The 15,142-nt window shown below is 58.2% G+C and carries 12 protein-coding genes; 7 read left to right on the forward strand and 5 right to left on the reverse strand.

Annotated elements, in window-relative coordinates:
• Positions 1-771, forward strand: coding sequence for a lysophospholipid acyltransferase family protein (locus OPU96_RS11170; protein ID WP_226454763.1), 771 nt, complete (start codon positions 1-3; stop codon positions 769-771).
• A 181-nt stretch (positions 772-952) separates the two neighbouring features.
• Here OPU96_RS11170 and OPU96_RS11175 read toward each other — a convergent pair whose 3' ends face one another.
• On the reverse strand, positions 953-3,235 hold the full coding sequence (locus OPU96_RS11175) for a CHASE2 domain-containing protein (RefSeq protein WP_498559082.1): 2,283 nt from the start codon (positions 3,233-3,235) through the stop codon (positions 953-955).
• A 351-nt stretch (positions 3,236-3,586) separates the two neighbouring features.
• Here OPU96_RS11175 and OPU96_RS11180 point away from each other — a divergent pair, with 351 nt between their 5' ends.
• A complete protein-coding gene (locus OPU96_RS11180) occupies positions 3,587-4,309 on the forward strand; it encodes a response regulator transcription factor (RefSeq protein ID WP_305391789.1) in 723 nt (240 codons plus the stop codon).
• A gap of 102 nt (positions 4,310-4,411) precedes the next feature.
• On the opposite strand, the gene gyrB is transcribed toward OPU96_RS11180, so the two are convergent.
• From gyrB to dnaA, 4 genes are read right to left on the reverse strand one after another with little or no spacing between them, the layout of a single operon-like run.
• Positions 4,412-6,829 (reverse strand): DNA topoisomerase (ATP-hydrolyzing) subunit B, encoded by a 2,418-nt coding sequence (gene gyrB / locus OPU96_RS11185; RefSeq protein WP_192298136.1) that lies wholly within the window; start codon positions 6,827-6,829, stop codon positions 4,412-4,414.
• A 4-nt stretch (positions 6,830-6,833) separates the two neighbouring features.
• Complete coding sequence (gene recF, locus OPU96_RS11190; protein ID WP_101265038.1) at positions 6,834-7,937, reverse strand: DNA replication/repair protein RecF; 1,104 nt, start codon at positions 7,935-7,937, stop codon at positions 6,834-6,836.
• 10 nt (positions 7,938-7,947) lie between these two features.
• Complete coding sequence (dnaN, locus tag OPU96_RS11195; protein WP_122485322.1) at positions 7,948-9,051, reverse strand: DNA polymerase III subunit beta; 1,104 nt, start codon at positions 9,049-9,051, stop codon at positions 7,948-7,950.
• 38 nt (positions 9,052-9,089) lie between these two features.
• Positions 9,090-10,601, reverse strand: coding sequence for a chromosomal replication initiator protein DnaA (gene dnaA, locus OPU96_RS11200; RefSeq protein WP_192298135.1), 1,512 nt, complete (start codon positions 10,599-10,601; stop codon positions 9,090-9,092).
• A gap of 586 nt (positions 10,602-11,187) precedes the next feature.
• Between dnaA and rpmH the strand changes: the two genes are divergently transcribed.
• The 5 genes from rpmH (at position 11,188) to mnmE (ending at position 15,137) form a co-directional block, all read left to right on the forward strand.
• On the forward strand, positions 11,188-11,322 hold the full coding sequence (gene rpmH / locus OPU96_RS11205; protein WP_003213577.1) for a 50S ribosomal protein L34: 135 nt from the start codon (positions 11,188-11,190) through the stop codon (positions 11,320-11,322).
• Positions 11,323-11,338: 16 nt separating this feature from the next.
• Positions 11,339-11,743, forward strand: a complete 405-nt coding sequence (gene rnpA / locus OPU96_RS11210) for a ribonuclease P protein component (protein ID WP_226454760.1) — start codon at positions 11,339-11,341, stop codon at positions 11,741-11,743.
• On the forward strand, positions 11,736-11,981 hold the full coding sequence (gene yidD, locus OPU96_RS11215) for a membrane protein insertion efficiency factor YidD (protein ID WP_192298133.1): 246 nt from the start codon (positions 11,736-11,738) through the stop codon (positions 11,979-11,981). The genes rnpA and yidD overlap by 8 nt, the downstream gene beginning before the upstream one ends.
• 2 nt (positions 11,982-11,983) lie before the next feature.
• On the forward strand, positions 11,984-13,687 hold the full coding sequence (gene yidC / locus OPU96_RS11220) for a membrane protein insertase YidC (RefSeq protein WP_226454759.1): 1,704 nt from the start codon (positions 11,984-11,986) through the stop codon (positions 13,685-13,687).
• A 79-nt stretch (positions 13,688-13,766) separates the two neighbouring features.
• Positions 13,767-15,137 carry a tRNA uridine-5-carboxymethylaminomethyl(34) synthesis GTPase MnmE gene (mnmE, locus tag OPU96_RS11225; protein ID WP_192298131.1) on the forward strand — a complete coding sequence of 457 codons (1,371 nt, stop codon included), beginning with the start codon at positions 13,767-13,769 and terminating at the stop codon, positions 15,135-15,137.
• The last annotated feature ends 5 nt before the right edge of the window (positions 15,138-15,142 follow it).

Below are 15,142 nucleotides of genomic sequence, written 5' to 3' on the forward strand. Positions count from 1 at the left end.
ATGTCGATCTTGCAGGCCATCAGAACCTTTTTCTTTTACCTGCTGCTGGGCACCAGTTCGTTTCTCTGGTGCACCCTGAGCTTTTTTATTGCGCCGTTTTTGCCGTTCAAGGCGCGCTATCGCTTTATCAACGTTTATTGGTGCCGCTGTGCGTTGTGGCTGTCCAAGGTGTTCCTGGGCATTCACTTCGAAGTCAAAGGCGCTGAAAACGTCCCGGACCAGCCCTGCGTGATTCTGTCGAACCACCAGAGCACCTGGGAGACGTTCTTCCTCTCTGCGTACTTCTCGCCCCTGAGCCAGGTGCTCAAGCGCGAACTGCTGTACGTGCCGTTCTTCGGCTGGGCCATGGCCATGTTGCGTCCGATCGCGATCGACCGTGACAACCCCAAGGCCGCACTCAAGCACGTGGCCAAGAAGGGCGACGAGCTGCTCAAGGACGGCGTGTGGGTGCTGATCTTCCCGGAAGGTACGCGGGTGCCGTTTGGTACCGTGGGTAAGTTCTCCCGGGGCGGTACGGCATTGGCGGTCAACGCCCAACTGCCGGTGTTGCCGATTGCGCACAACGCCGGCAAGTTCTGGCCCAAGGAAGGTTGGGCCAAGCGTGCGGGCACCATCACCGTGGTGATCGGTGAGCCGATGTACGCCGAAGGCGAAGGCCCACGGGCTATCGCTGCGCTGAATGACCGTGCTGCGGCGTGGAATGAGGCTCAGCAACGCGCCATGGGTTCGCTGCCGCCAGAGCCGGTTGTAGTGGAGACGCCGGTGGCGTGAGCATCTGTGGATAACCTGTGCACGGATTGTTGGCGAATTGGCATTTTTGCTTCATAACAACCTGATTTACTTGCATATTTCCCGAGCGCATAAAATCCGGAAAAAGGTGCATAAGTTTTTCCCCGTATAAAAAAACCGGTCCTTGTGACCGGTTTTTTATGCACAACGAAAAATACGTTTTTCAGTCGTCCAGCAACGGCAATTGCAGGCTGAACGTGGTGCCCTTGCCCAGCGTGCTTTCGCAGTTGATCCGCCCACCATGGCGCTCCACGACGGCCTTGACCATGGTCAGCCCCAACCCCAAGCCCTCGCTGCCCTGAGCCGACTCAAAGCGGCGGTATTGGCTGAACAACTCCGGCAAGTCCTCGGCGGCGATACCGGGGCCCTGGTCGCTGATGCGGCATTCCAACCAGCCCTGCGCGGTGTGGTGGCGCAACCTGACGGTTGTTCCTGAGGGCGAATACTTGATGGCGTTTTCCAACACGTTGAACAACGCGCGGGTCAGCAGCGATTGATCGGCTGACACCATGCCCTCGTCGGCTTCGTCCAGATCGTGCACCAGGTGAATACCCTTGAGCTGGGCAATCAACGCCACTTGGTCAAACGCGTCCATCACCAGCATGGCAAACAGCGTCGGCTGGAACTGGTAACCGTCCGCCTCGGCCTTTGCCAACTGCACGAAAGATTCGGTAAGGCTCAAGGCCCGGCGTACCTGCTGCTCGACCTGGGCAAACACCGGCGACTCGCTGCCATGCACATCCAGCAACGCGAGGATCGCGGAGTGGGGCGCACGCAGGTCGTGGGAAAGAAAGCGCAGCATGGTTTCGCGATGTTGCTGGGCTTCACGTTCCTTGCTCAGGTCCGTCAGGCTCAGCAACCAGCCAAGCGCCACGTCGCCTTCAGCCGGCAGCAGAGGCGCCAGTTCCATGCGCAGGCTACGCTGGCGGATGTCCCGGAACTCAACCAGTTCCAGCGCCGAGAGGGCAGGGCGCACGCCGTTGTGCAGGGGTGGATAACCCAGGTCGGCCAGTTGCTCCAGCAGGTTATCGGCGACCAGATCATTGCCGAACACTTCTCGGGCGATGCGGTTGGCCAGCAGGATATTGCCCCTGGGATCGGTAATCAGCGTCGCCACCGGCAGGCACTCCAAGCCATCGGCCATGAAGCGCCGGGTATCACGCGTGCGGCTTACAGCTTGTTCCAGGGCGAAGATACGGCCCTGCAACACATCGCCTTTGCTGGCAGGCGCTCGGCGGCGTTCGGGCAGCACTTTGGGCTCGTTGTCCAGGCGGGCCAATTCCCAGCCGAAGTAGGCGAGGATCACGCTCAGGCGCCGCCAGTTCCAGATCAGGTAGCTGAGCAGCAAACCGATCAGGCATGCGGCTGGTGACCACCAGTGGCCCAGGCGCAACAAGGCCCACGCAGTGATCAACGCGGTGGCCATGCAGCCTAAGGTCATCCACAGCGCGTAGCGGGGGCGATAGAGCAGCAAACCCAGCAGCAAGGCCACCAGGGAGGACGCCATCAGTGCCGCCAGCCAGCCGGGCAGATCAACAATGCTGCGACCCTGCAGCAGGCCGTTGAGCACATTCGCCTGCACCTCCACACCCGCCGTGGTGCCGATCGTGGCGGAAATGGGCGTGACAAAACGATCCCCCATGCCGGACGCGGTCGCGCCGACCAGTATCAGACGATCACGCAGTAGCTCGGGGGCCACTTCACCCCGTAACACGCTGGCGTAAGACACACTCGGGAAATGACTGTCGGTCGCGATAAACGGGATGCGGATGCCGTGTTCGCGATGCCATTGTTCGGTGATCTTCCCGTGGGACGTTCCCGGCATAGGCCCGGGTTCAGGGGTGCTCATTGTGTACGCCAGCCAGGCCAGTTGCGGCACCTTCGCGCCCACCGGGCCTTCACGCAGGTACAGGTTGCGCACCACACCGTCGCTGTCCGCCTCGACGTTAATGTGCCCCAGCCCCTTGGCGCATTTGAGCAGCGGTAGCATTTGCGGCCCTGGTTGGCTGTAGCCCCCCGGACCTTCACGCACCAGCGGCAGCAAGACGTTGCCGGCGTTGCAGACCGCGTCGGCCAGGCGTTTGTCATGGGTGGGGTCAGCGGGCTCGCTGAAGATCACATCGAACAGAATCGCGGCCGGCTGGGCGGCGCTCAAGCGATCAATGAGATCGGCATGCAAACTGCGCGGCCAGGGCCACTGGCCTAGTTTTTTGAGACTCGGGCCGTCGATGGTCACCAGCAGAATGCGGGGGTCTACTGGCAACGGTGCGAGGCGGCGCAGGCTGTCGTAGAGCGGGTTGTTCAAGGCCAGACCGGGGCTCAACGACAGGTAGGCGGTGATGGGCAGCAGCAGCAAACCAATCCATAACCACTCGCGCACCAGACCGTGGAACAAGCGCTGGGCATGGGTGGGTTGGCGTTTCTCGGGCTTGCCCCAGAGCATCATAGGTCAGCGCGCCTGTGTGGTTGATGGGTGGTAAAGCCAGTGAAGCTCATTTTCGGCAGGTTGGAACAGTTCCACTGCTGGGTGTTCATAAGGAAAGGCATCCGACATCGACGCACAGGAGTTTACGGCAGCTCACGCGTCGGCTGATCCTTTTCCTTACGGTCGGGAGTCGGTATCTTTCCCACATTGGTACCGAGGGTGTTCATGGGTTTAACCGCCCACTGATCTCAGCGTACCGAGAGATCCAAGGGGTCGATGAATCCAGGCACAATTCTTCAGATTCAACGGCTGGCATCTGCGCAGTACGTACCCTCAGACGACTGCCGTACTCTCCACAAAAAAGGACTACCCATGCGTGTCGCAATACTGGATGACGAGCCCGCCGAGCTGCGTCGGGTGGAACAGACACTGCGACAAATCCCCAGCACCGCCGAACAGCCTTGGACCCTGCATTGCTTCGAGCGCGGTGAGGACCTGCTGCGCCAATTGCGTCGGGAAACTTTTGACCTGCTGATCCTCGACTGGCAGCTCCCGGACATCTCCGGCATTGCCCTGTTGCGCTGGACCCGTGAACACATGGAGTCGCCACCCGCCGTCATTATGCTCACCAGCCGGGATGCCGAGAGCGACATCGTCACCGCGCTGAACAGTGGCGCCGATGATTACGTCAGCAAGCCGTTTCGGCCCAATGAGCTGAAGGCACGGGTAAGTGCAGTTCTACGTCGCCATGGCCTGCAAAAATCTGCGGCCAATGAAGTGCAGAGCTTCAACGATCTGACCTTTGATGACGCCGAATTGACCGTGACCCGCGCGGGTAAACCGATCAACCTCACGGAACGTGAATACCGCCTGGCCAGTTGCCTGTTTGCCAACCTGGCGCGGCCTCTGTCCCGAGAGTACCTGTATGAGCGGTTTTGGACCCATGAAGAGATGGTGTCGTCGCGACCCTTGGATACGCATATCTACCGACTGCGCAACAAGCTGGGGCTCACGGCAGACAGGGGTTGGCAGCTGTTGACGATCTATGGGTATGGGTATCGGTTGGAGAGTGTGGCGGCAACTTCACAGGGTTGAAAGTTGGGATGTTCCACGTGGAGCATTTTAAAAACCGTAGTTTTACCCAATAAAAAAGGCCAACGCATAGCGTTGGCCTTATTGGTTTAGCGGTAGCCTGGATCAGAAATCCAGGTTGGAAACCGCCAATGCGTTGCTTTCGATGAAGTCACGGCGAGGTTCGACCGCATCACCCATCAGGGTGTTGAAGATCTGGTCTGCGCCAATGGCGTCTTCGATGGTCACGCGCAGCATGCGACGCTGGCTTGGGTCCATGGTGGTTTCCCACAGCTGATCCGGGTTCATTTCGCCCAGACCTTTGTATCGCTGGATAGTGTGACGCTTGGTGCTTTCGGCCATCAGCCAGTCGAGGGCTTCTTTGAATTCCTTGACTGCCTTCTTGCGTTCGCCACGCTGAATGTATGCGCCATCGTCCAGCAGGGTGCTCAGTTGCGCGCCCAGTGTGACCACGGTTTTGTAGTCGTTGCTGCCGAAGAAGTCGCGGTTGAAGGTGACGTAGTTCGACAGGCCGTGGGAGATCAGTTCGACCTCTGGCAACCAGACGTTACGCTCACGGTCTTCGCGCAGGCTGGCCTTGTAGACCAGGCCAGACTTCTCGACAGTGCGCAGACGCACTTCGTACTGGGCCAGCCAATCCTGCATCGCTGCGTGATCGCCCAGCTGTTCCAGGCTAACGGCTGGCAGGTAGATGAAGTGCTCGGTCAGTTCCTGAGGGTACAGGCGCGACAAACGCTTGAGGGTCTTCATCACCATGCGGAAGTCGTTGACCAGGCGCTCCAGCGCCTCACCGGAGATGCCCGGGGCTTCGTCGTTCAGGTGCAAGCTGGCATCTTCCAGGGCCGACTGCGTCATGTACTCTTCCATGGCGTCGTCGTCTTTGATGTATTGCTCTTGCTTGCCCTTTTTCACTTTGTACAACGGCGGCTGGGCGATGTAGATGTAGCCGCGCTCGATCAGCTCCGGCAACTGACGGAAGAAGAAGGTCAGCAGCAGCGTGCGGATGTGCGAACCGTCGACGTCAGCATCGGTCATGATGATGATGTTGTGGTAGCGCAACTTGTCGATGTTGTACTCATCACGGCCAATACCGCAGCCCAATGCCGTGATCAAGGTGCCGACTTCCTGGGAAGAAATCATCTTGTCAAAACGGGCTTTCTCGACGTTGAGGATCTTACCCTTCAACGGCAGGATGGCCTGGGTGCGACGGTTACGACCCTGCTTGGCGGAACCGCCAGCAGAGTCACCTTCCACCAGATACAGTTCGGAGAGGGCAGGGTCCTTCTCCTGGCAGTCCGCCAGTTTGCCCGGCAGGCCGGCGATGTCCAGCGCGCCTTTGCGGCGGGTCATCTCACGGGCCTTACGCGCGGCTTCACGGGCACGTGCTGCGTCGATCATCTTGCCGACGACCAGCTTGGCTTCGTTCGGGTTCTCCAGCAGGAAGTCGGAGAAGTACTTGCCCATCTCCTGTTCCACTGCGGTCTTCACTTCGGAAGACACCAGCTTGTCTTTGGTCTGGGAGCTGAACTTAGGGTCCGGCACTTTTACCGAGATAATCGCGGTCAGGCCTTCACGGGCATCGTCACCGGTAGTGGCAACTTTATGCTTCTTGGCCAAGCCTTCGGCTTCGATGTAGGTGTTCAGGTTACGCGTCAGTGCGGAACGGAAACCCACCAGGTGAGTACCGCCGTCGCGCTGTGGAATGTTGTTGGTGAAGCACAACAGGTTCTCGTTGAAGCTGTCGTTCCACTGCAGGGCGATTTCCACGCCGATGCCGTCTTCGCGCTGGATGTTGAAGTGGAACACCTGGTTGACCGCAGTCTTGTTGGTGTTCAGGTATTCAACGAACGCACGCAGGCCGCCTTCGTACTTGAACAGCTCTTCCTTGCCGCTGCGCTCATCCTTGAGGACGATACCCACACCGGAGTTGAGGAAGGACAGTTCACGAATACGCTTGGCCAGGATGTCCCAGCTGAAGTGGATATTCTTGAAGGTTTCAGCCGATGGCTTGAAGTGGATCTGCGTACCAGTGGTTTCGCTGTCGCCGACAATTTTCATCGGTTCTTTCGGAACGCCGTGGATGTAGGTCTGTTCCCAGATCTTGCCGCTGCGGCGAACGGTCAGGATCAGTTCTTCGGACAGTGCGTTCACTACGGATACGCCTACACCGTGCAAACCGCCGGATACTTTGTAGGAGTTGTCATCGAACTTACCGCCGGCGTGGAGCACGGTCATGATGACCTCTGCCGCCGAAACGCCTTCTTCTTTATGCACATCGACCGGAATGCCGCGACCGTTGTCGCGTACGGTGATGGATTCATCCGGGTGGATGATAATGCTGATGTCGTCGCAGTGACCGGCCAGCGCTTCGTCGATGGAGTTATCGACCACCTCGAACACCATGTGGTGCAGACCGCTACCATCATCGGTGTCGCCAATGTACATACCGGGACGTTTGCGTACGGCATCCAAACCTTTCAGCACTTTAATGCTGGTCGAGTCGTACGTGTTTTCTTCGCTCATGCCTTCACTCCCGATGGTCGTGGGTCTGGGTGATACGGCCCTGTTCCACGTGGAACAAAGCGACTGGCGTTTCCGTCTGCCAGCCTTCCCTCAATAATTCGTGGTCTACACAGGTGATAAACACCTGGCAGCGTAAGTCTTCCAACAAGCGGCATAGCGCGCGGCGATGCTGCTCGTCGAGTTCAGACGGCAAGTCATCCACCAGATAAATACACTGACCGCGTCGGGCTTGGCTAACCAAATGCCCCTGAGCGATACGCAGCGCGCACACCACCAACTTCTGCTGGCCACGGGACAAGATGTCTGCGGCATTATGAGCGCCTAATCTAAGGCGCAAATCGGCACGTTGGGGGCCGGCCTGGGTATGGCCAATTTGCTGGTCCCGCTGCAAGGACGTCGCGAGTACGGCACTCAGTTCTCGCTCTTTATCCCAGCCACGGTAGTAGCTCAGCGTCAGCCCTTCGAGATCCAACAACTCACTCAAGGTCTGCTCAAAGACTGGTTTCAAGGCTTTGATATAGGCGCGGCGGTATTCATCAATTTCGTCGCTGGCCAGGCACAGTTCCCGGTCCCAGGCCGCTTGCGAAGCGGCGTCAAGTGTACCATGCCGCAGCCATGAGTTCCGCTGCCGCAGGGCCTTCTGCAAGCGCTGCCAGGTGGCCATAAAACGCGGTTCCACGTGGAACACTCCCCAATCGAGGAACTGCCTGCGGATTTTTGGCGCACCTTCCAGCAAACGGAAGCTGTCTGGGTTGATCAATTGTAGCGGCAGGATTTCCGCCAGCTGTGCTGCGCTACGCGCATTTTGACCATCAATACGGATTTGAAACTCACCACCGCGATCACGGGATATGCCCAAGGCGCTATGTCCCCCTTCAGCCAATTCGACTTGGCCAAACACCGTGCAGGCCAGTTGCTCGTATTGGATCACCGGCAACAGGCGGGCACTGCGAAAGGAACGGGCAAGCCCCAGCAAGTGGATGGCTTCCAGCACGCTGGTTTTGCCACTGCCGTTGGCGCCATGGAGGATATTGATGCGGGGGGAGGGGGAGAAGGTCACCGGGTGCAGATTGCGCACCGCGGTGACCGAGACGCGACTGAGGGACATCTAGCTTCTATTACAGGCGCATCGGCATAACAACGTAAGCCGAGTCGTCGTTGTCGGATTCCTGCACAAGGGCACTGCTGTTGGAGTCCGACAGAATCAGGCGAACCTGTTCAGTGGTCATCACCCCCAGCACGTCCAGCAAGTAGCTCACGTTGAAGCCGATCTCCAGGGAACCGCCGTTGTAGTCGACGCCCACTTCTTCCTCGGCTTCTTCCTGCTCCGGGTTGTTGGCCTGGATTTTCAGCTGACCGTTGGCCAGTTGCAGACGGATACCACGGTACTTTTCGTTGGAAAGAATCGCGGTGCGGCTGAAGGCTTCACGCAACGCCTGGCGGTCGCCGAGCACCAATTTGTCACCGCCCTTGGGCAGTACGCGCTCGTAATCCGGGAACTTGCCGTCAACCAGCTTGGAGGTAAAGGTGAACTCGCCGGTGGTCGCGCGGATGTGGTGTTGGCCCAACACGATGCTGACATTGCCATCCGGCTCAGTGAGCAGACGCGCCAGTTCGAGGATACCCTTGCGCGGCACGATGACCTGATGACGGTCCGGCTGGCCGATGTCGGCTTTCATCGAGCACATGGCCAGGCGATGGCCGTCGGTGGCTACGGCACGGATGATGCCTTCGGATACTTCCAGCAGCATGCCGTTGAGGTAGTAACGCACGTCCTGTTGCGCCATGGCGAAGCTGGTGCGCTCGATCAATCGACGCAGCTTGCTCTGCTCCAGGCTGCAGGTCAGCGAGCCCGGGCCTTCTTCCACGGTTGGGAAGTCATTGGCTGGCAAGGTCGACAGGGTGAAGCGGCTACGACCAGCCTTGACCACCAACTTGGCTTCATCAACCTTGATGTCGATCAGCGCGTCGTTCGGCAGGCTCTTGCAGATGTCCATCAGCTTGCGCGCTGGAACGGTGATCTCGCCAGGTTCGGCAGGCTCTTCCAACTGCACACGACCGACCAGTTCGACTTCAAGGTCGGTACCAGTCAGGGACAATTGCTGGCCTTCGACCACCAGCAATACGTTGGAAAGCACCGGCAAGGTCTGTCGGCGCTCGACGACGCCTGCGACCAGTTGCAGGGGTTTCAACAGGGCTTCGCGTTGAATGGTGAAATGCATGGTCTAGTCCCTTGCCTTAATAAGCTGCGCTGGTGTCATCAAGTGGTCAGTGTACGCAGCAGGTTCTTGTAGTCCTCGCGAATATCCGCGTCGGATTCCTTGAGTTCGTTGATTTTGCGGCACGCGTGCAACACGGTGGTGTGGTCACGACCGCCAAATACATCGCCGATTTCCGGCAGGCTGTGGTTGGTCAGCTCCTTGGAGAGCGCCATGGCCACTTGCCGTGGACGTGCCACCGAGCGCGAACGGCGCTTGGACAACAGGTCGGAAATCTTGATTTTGTAGTATTCGGCAACAGTGCGTTGGATGTTATCCACACTCACCAATTTGTCTTGCAGGGCCAGCAGGTCTTTCAGGGACTCGCGAATCAGCTCGATGGTGATGTCGCGACCCATGAAGTGCGAGTGCGCGATAACCCGCTTGAGTGCGCCTTCCAGCTCACGCACGTTGGAGCGAATGCGCTGGGCAATGAAGAACGCTGCATCGTGGGGCAGGTCGACTTTCGCCTGGTCGGCCTTTTTCATCAGGATCGCGACGCGGGTTTCCAGTTCCGGCGGCTCTACCGCAACGGTCAGACCCCAGCCGAAGCGCGACTTCAAGCGTTCTTCCAGGCCTTCGATTTCCTTCGGATAGCGGTCACTGGTCAGGATGACCTGTTGGCCGCCTTCGAGCAGGGCGTTGAAGGTGTGGAAAAACTCTTCCTGTGAACGTTCCTTGCGTGCGAAGAATTGAATGTCATCGATCAGCAAGGCATCAACGGAACGGTAGAACCGCTTGAACTCGTTGATGGCGTTTAGCTGCAAGGCCTTGACCATGTCAGCCACGAAGCGCTCCGAGTGCAGGTACACAACCTTGGCATTCGGGTTCTTCTTTAATAGGTGGTTACCCACAGCGTGCATCAAGTGAGTCTTACCCAAGCCGACGCCGCCATAAAGGAAGAGCGGGTTGTAACCATGCTTGGGGTTATCGGCGACCTGCCAGGCGGCCGCTCGGGCCAGCTGGTTGGATTTACCTTCGACAAAGTTCTCGAAGGTGAAGGTGCGGTTCAGGTAGCTGGTGTGCTTGAGCGCGCCTTCAACTTGCACGGTGCGCTGTTCGGCGCGAACCGGTGCTTGCTGGGAGCTGGCACCGGCCATCGGGTCGAAGCTGTCGCGTGACGGCTCTTCGTTCTCCGGCGCGCTTTTCTGCGCGGAAGCCTTGGATGGCGCGGGAGCTGGCGCAGGCGCCGGCGGTGCCGTCACGGCCTGGGCTTGCGAGGCAGCGGCAGCCAACGGCGCATTCGGTGCAGCGCGAGGCGCGGAGCTGCGCTTGCTTCCTATTAATAAGGAGAGCACAGGGGCAACACCGTTGCCATGTTCGTCGAGCAATTCGAGAACGCGGCCCAGGTACTTCTCGTTGACCCAGTCGAGAACAAAACGATTGGGTGCGTAGACACGCAACTCGTCGCCTTCGGCTTCGACTTGTAGCGGACGGATCCAGGTGTTGAATTGCTGGGCAGGCAGCTCCTCGCGCAAAAGCTCCACGCACTGCTGCCAAAGTTCCACTGACACGGATATCCCCTAAGTTGAAAGCCGGTGAGGCAAAAACAGCCGCCATTGTAGCGGCGAGCCGCCCACTTATCCACATGTAGGTTGCGCACAGGGCAGCCAAAATCAACGTGTTAAGCACAAAAAATGCGACCAATGGTCTGTGCATAAGCTCTGTGGATAAGCGTGCCTAAGCTCGTTGTACAAGTGGGGGCGAAAGTCTGTGGGTAACTGGCCTGTGGATAACAACCCATTCCACCCACAGCTTATCCGACAGTGCAGCACAGGCAGAGCCCAGTTTCTCCCCCGTGTTGTCATTCTCTGTACATCAGGTGGAATATGGCCTGGAGGCAGTTATCCACAGAGGAGGGCGTGCCTAGCTTTTATAAGCTTTACAGAAAAGCTTTAAATAACTTCCTTCTTTATTTTTATATCTATGGCATTGCTCATGAACGCCTGGCGAACAAGAAACGGCGAATTGGCCTATAGAGATCTAATTGAAGGAAAAGCTGGTTGGAAATTGACCTAGAGGCTTGCTTTCTCTAGAATCGCCGGTCTCTTAAAACGGGGGCCATTCCGGCCCGTTGTGGACGAACCAGGTAACAACGCCATGAAACGTACTTTCCAACCAAGCACCATCAAACGCGCCCGCACCCACGGTTTCCGTGCTCGCATGGCTACCAAGAACGGCCGTGCTGTCCTGTCGCGTCGTCGCGCCAAAGGTCGTGCACGTCTGGCAGTTTGATAATCCGGTACCTGCGGTGAGTCAGGACTTCAGTCGGGAAAAGCGTCTGCTTACCCCCCGGCACTTCAAGGCAGTCTTTGACTCCCCCACCGGCAAGGTTCCGGGGAAAAATCTCCTGCTCCTTGCGCGTAACAACGATCTGGATCACCCCCGTCTCGGGTTGGTGATCGGCAAGAAGAGCGTAAAGCTCTCCGTTGAGCGCAATCGCCTCAAGCGTCTGATGCGCGAATCGTTTCGCCTCCACCAGGACACTCTGGTTGGTTGGGATATTGTTATCGTCGCGCGCAAAGGCTTGGGGGATGTAGAAAACCCCGAATTGATTCAGCATTTCGGCAAGCTCTGGAAACGTTTGGCTCGCACCAGCAAGCCAGCACCAGCAGTCAGCACCGAAACTGTAGGGGTAGACAGCCTTGATGCGTAAACTGGCAATCGTTCCGATCCAGTTTTATCGCTATGCCATTAGTCCTCTGATGGCCAACCACTGTCGTTTCTACCCCAGTTGTTCCTGCTACGCGTTAGAGGCCATAGAAAATCATGGTCTTCTGCGCGGTGGCTGGCTGACCTTTCGTCGTTTAGGTCGCTGTCATCCGTGGAATGCCGGTGGTTATGACCCGGTTCCACCTATCCCTACCTCCCGTTCTTCTTCGATGGCCGAGTAATCATGGATATTAAACGCACGATCCTGATCGTCGCCCTGGCAATCGTGTCCTACGTCATGGTCCTTAAGTGGAACCAGGACTACGGCCAAGCTGCCCTGCCGACTCAGAATGTTGCTGCCAATGCTGTTCCAGCGGGGCTTCCCGATACAGTGAGTGGCACCAACACTGCCGCCAGTGATGACATTCCACGTGCCGCGGGCGAAACCAATGCCCCTGCCGAAGTGCCAGTTGCCGCTAGCACGGACCTCATCCAGGTCAAAACGGATGTATTGGACCTGGCTATCGACCCGCAAGGTGGCGATGTTGCCAAGCTGACACTTCCGCTGTACCCACGCCGTCAGGATCACCCGGAAATTCCATTCCAGTTGTTCGATAACGGTGGCGAGCGCGTTTACCAGGCTCAAAGTGGCTTGATCGGCACCAACGGTCCCGATGCAAGCGCTACCGGTCGTCCGGTTTTCTCCTCGGAGAAGAAGAGTTATCAACTGGCCGATGGCCAGGACCAATTGGTCGTTGACTTGAAGTTCAGCAAGGACGGCGTCAACTACATCAAGCGGTTCACACTCAAACGTGGCCTGTACGACATTGTTGTCACCTACCTGATCGACAACCAGAGCGCTCAACCTTGGACCGGTGCGATGTTTGCCCAGCTCAAGCGTGATGCCAGCTCCGATCCGTCTTCCAGCACCGCGACTGGCACCGCGACTTACCTGGGCGCTGCCCTGTGGACAAGTTCGGAGCCGTACAAAAAAGTGTCGATGAAAGATATCGACAAGGTAGCCGAAGACAAGCAAAAGGCGCCGATCACCTACAACGTGAACGGTGGCTGGGTTGCATGGCTGCAACACTACTTCGTGACCGCGTGGATTCCCCAGCCTGGCCAGAACAACCTGGTCGCAGCGCGCAAGGACACCAAAGGCAACTACATCATTGGCTACACTGGCCCGGCGTTGACCGTCGCACCAGGTGCCAAGGCTGAAACCAGCGCCACTCTGTACGCCGGGCCGAAAAGCCAGGCTGTACTCAAAGAGTTGTCCCCAGGTCTGGAACTGACTGTGGACTACGGCATCCTGTGGTTCATTGCCCAGCCGATTTTCTGGCTGCTGCAACATATCCACAGCATCGTCGGCAACTGGGGCTTCTCGATCATCTTCTTGACCATGCTGATCAAGGGGATCTTCTTCCCACTGTCGGCAGCCAGCTACAAGTCGATGGCGCGCATGCGTGCCGTGGCCCCGAAACTGGCCGCGTTGAAAGAACAGCATGGTGATGACCGGCAGAAAATGTCGCAGGCCATGATGGAGCTGTACAAGAAAGAGAAGATCAACCCGCTGGGTGGTTGCTTGCCGATTCTGGTACAGATGCCGGTGTTCCTGTCGCTGTACTGGGTTCTGCTGGAAAGCGTGGAAATGCGTCAGGCGCCGTTCATCCTGTGGATTACTGACCTGTCGATCAAAGACCCGTTCTTTATCCTGCCGATCATCATGGGCGCGACCATGTTCATCCAGCAGCGTCTGAACCCGACTCCGCCGGACCCGATGCAGGCCAAGGTAATGAAAATGATGCCAATCATCTTCACCTTCTTCTTCCTGTGGTTCCCAGCTGGTCTGGTGCTGTACTGGGTGGTCAACAACGTATTGTCGATCTCTCAACAGTGGTACATCACGCGTAAAATCGAAGCGGCTACCAAAAAAGCCGAGGCGTAATTTACTCTGTGGATAACCACTCAAGACGCCCCCTAGTGGGGCGTTTTGCTTTCCGTCACTTTTGTTCTGGAACCTGCCGATGAGCGCTCCTCGTGAAACCATCGCTGCTGTCGCTACCGCTCAAGGTCGCGGCGGCGTCGGTATTGTGCGTATTTCCGGGCCACTCGCTGGCGTGGCGGCCCAAGCCATCAGCGGGCGGGAGCTGAAACCGCGTTATGCCCATTACGGTCCGTTCCTGGATGCTGACAGCAGTGTGTTGGACGAAGGCCTGGCGCTTTACTTCCCGGGGCCGAATTCGTTCACCGGCGAGGATGTCCTGGAATTGCAGGGCCACGGTGGCCCGGTGGTGCTGGACATGCTGTTGCAACGCTGCCTGCAATTGGGTTGCCGATTGGCCCGGCCGGGGGAGTTCAGCGAGCGTGCGTTCCTGAATGACAAGCTCGACCTGGCCCAGGCCGAGGCGATTGCCGACTTGATCGAGGCCAGTTCTGCACAGGCGGCGCGCAATGCGCTGCGCTCGTTGCAGGGGGCGTTTTCCCTGCGTGTGCATAACTTGACCGAGCAATTGATCAGCCTGCGCATCTATGTCGAGGCAGCGATTGATTTCCCGGAAGAGGAAATCGACTTTCTTGCCGATGGCCACGTATTGGCGATGCTGGATAAAGTCCGTGAAGAGTTATCCACAGTGCTGCGCGAAGCCGGGCAGGGCGCCTTGCTGCGTGATGGCATGACGGTCGTTATCGCGGGGCGCCCGAATGCGGGCAAATCCAGCCTGCTGAACGCCCTGGCCGGGCGCGAAGCAGCTATCGTCACCGAGATCGCCGGCACTACCCGCGACATCCTGCGTGAACATATCCACATCGATGGCATGCCGTTGCACGTGGTCGACACTGCCGGTTTGCGTGATACCGATGACCAGGTGGAAAAGATCGGCGTGGAACGGGCGCTCAAGGCCATCAGTGAAGCAGACCGCGTGTTGCTGGTTGTGGATGCCACCGCGCCTGAAGCTGTGGATCCTTTTGCACTGTGGCCTGAATTCCTCGAACAGCGACCGGACCCGGCCAAGGTCACGTTGATCCGTAACAAGGCCGACCTCACGGGTGAGGCGATTGCCATGGAAACCAGCGAGGATGGCCACGTCACTATCAGCTTGAGCGCCAAGTCGGCGGGTGATGGCCTCGAGTTGCTACGCGAACATCTCAAGGCCTGCATGGGCTACGAGCAGACCTCCGAAAGCAGCTTCAGCGCGCGCCGCAGGCACCTGGAGGCGTTGCGCCATGCAAGCGCGGCGTTGGAGCATGGTCGCGCGCAGTTGACCCTGGCGGGTGCCGGAGAGCTGCTGGCCGAAGATTTACGCCAGGCGCAGCAGCTGTTGGGGGAAATCACCGGCGCATTCAGCTCCGATGATTTGTTGGGACGGATCTTTTCCAGTTTCTGCATCGGCAAATAGCCGAG

It is taken from the genome of Pseudomonas sp. RP-B7, from assembly GCF_059803535.1.

What these genes read in the sequence shown, in the direction of transcription:
- OPU96_RS11170 (WP_226454763.1), top strand. Translation starts at nt 1, where the DNA reads ATGTCGATCTTGCAGGCCATCAGAACCTTTTTCTTTTACCTGCTGCTG.
- OPU96_RS11175 (WP_498559082.1), bottom strand. Translation starts at nt 3,235, where the DNA reads ATGATGCTCTGGGGCAAGCCCGAGAAACGCCAACCCACCCATGCCCAG.
- OPU96_RS11180 (WP_305391789.1), top strand. Translation starts at nt 3,587, where the DNA reads ATGCGTGTCGCAATACTGGATGACGAGCCCGCCGAGCTGCGTCGGGTG.
- gyrB (WP_192298136.1), bottom strand. Translation starts at nt 6,829, where the DNA reads ATGAGCGAAGAAAACACGTACGACTCGACCAGCATTAAAGTGCTGAAA.
- recF (WP_101265038.1), bottom strand. Translation starts at nt 7,937, where the DNA reads ATGTCCCTCAGTCGCGTCTCGGTCACCGCGGTGCGCAATCTGCACCCG.
- dnaN (WP_122485322.1), bottom strand. Translation starts at nt 9,051, where the DNA reads ATGCATTTCACCATTCAACGCGAAGCCCTGTTGAAACCCCTGCAACTG.
- rpmH (WP_003213577.1), top strand. Translation starts at nt 11,188, where the DNA reads ATGAAACGTACTTTCCAACCAAGCACCATCAAACGCGCCCGCACCCAC.
- yidD (WP_192298133.1), top strand. Translation starts at nt 11,736, where the DNA reads ATGCGTAAACTGGCAATCGTTCCGATCCAGTTTTATCGCTATGCCATT.
- yidC (WP_226454759.1), top strand. Translation starts at nt 11,984, where the DNA reads ATGGATATTAAACGCACGATCCTGATCGTCGCCCTGGCAATCGTGTCC.
- mnmE (WP_192298131.1), top strand. Translation starts at nt 13,767, where the DNA reads ATGAGCGCTCCTCGTGAAACCATCGCTGCTGTCGCTACCGCTCAAGGT.